We start from the raw sequence: 755 nt of genomic DNA, 5'->3' as shown, positions 1-755 counted from the left end.
CGACGCGCGCGACACGCGCACGCCCGTCCCCACGCCAAAACCGCGTGGCCAAGGAGGGGGTTCTTAGGGGGAGCTTCGGCCTTCGCAGACTCTGAGATGCTCCCCCTAAGGGTTTTCTTTTTTCCAAAAACTAATTTTTATTCAAATTTTTAACAGCCGTAGAAAGCATCAATTTTATACGATTCAGCTGGTTAACTTCACTCGCACCCGGATCATAATCAATTGCCACAATATTAGCCTCCGGATGCTCCCTCCGGATCTCCTTGATAACACCTTTACCCACAATATGGTTCGGCAGACATGCAAACGGCTGGATACATACGATGTTCGGTACACCGCCATGGATCAGTTCCATCATCTCGCCGGTCAGGAACCATCCTTCACCGGTCTGGTTTCCAGGAGAAACGATCGGTTCTGCCATCTTTGCCAGATCTGCAATATCGGCAGACGGAGTAAAATGGCGGCTCTGTGCCAGAGCTTCATTCATAGGTTTACGCAGCCATTCAATTGCCTTGATTCCCCAGTTTGCGATCGTTGCTTTATTTTTCTTGAATCCAAGGAACTCACATTTGAAGTTCTGGTTGTAGAAACAATAATTGATAAAGTCGATCAGATCCGGGCAGACTGCCTCGGCACCTTCTGCTTCCAGAAGTTCTGCCAGATGATTGTTCGCAGCCGGAAGGAACTTGACAAGGATCTCACCAACAATACCAACTCTCGGCTTCTTCTCACCGGTGATCGGGATCATATCAAAC

The 755-nt window shown here is 48.9% G+C and carries 1 pseudogene; it reads right to left on the bottom strand.

The window, feature by feature from the left end:
- Positions 1-130: 130 nt before the first annotated feature.
- A pseudogene (locus WMO75_RS19670) lies at positions 131-755 on the bottom strand (2-hydroxyglutaryl-CoA dehydratase); the annotation flags it as partial.

Origin of the sequence: Blautia intestinihominis (genome assembly GCF_040096655.1) — a bacterium.
Taxonomy (GTDB): Bacteria; Bacillota; Clostridia; order Lachnospirales; family Lachnospiraceae; genus Blautia_A; species Blautia_A intestinihominis.
The sequence above is the reverse complement of the archived record's forward strand: the minus strand, read 5'-3'. Positions and strand labels throughout refer to the sequence as shown.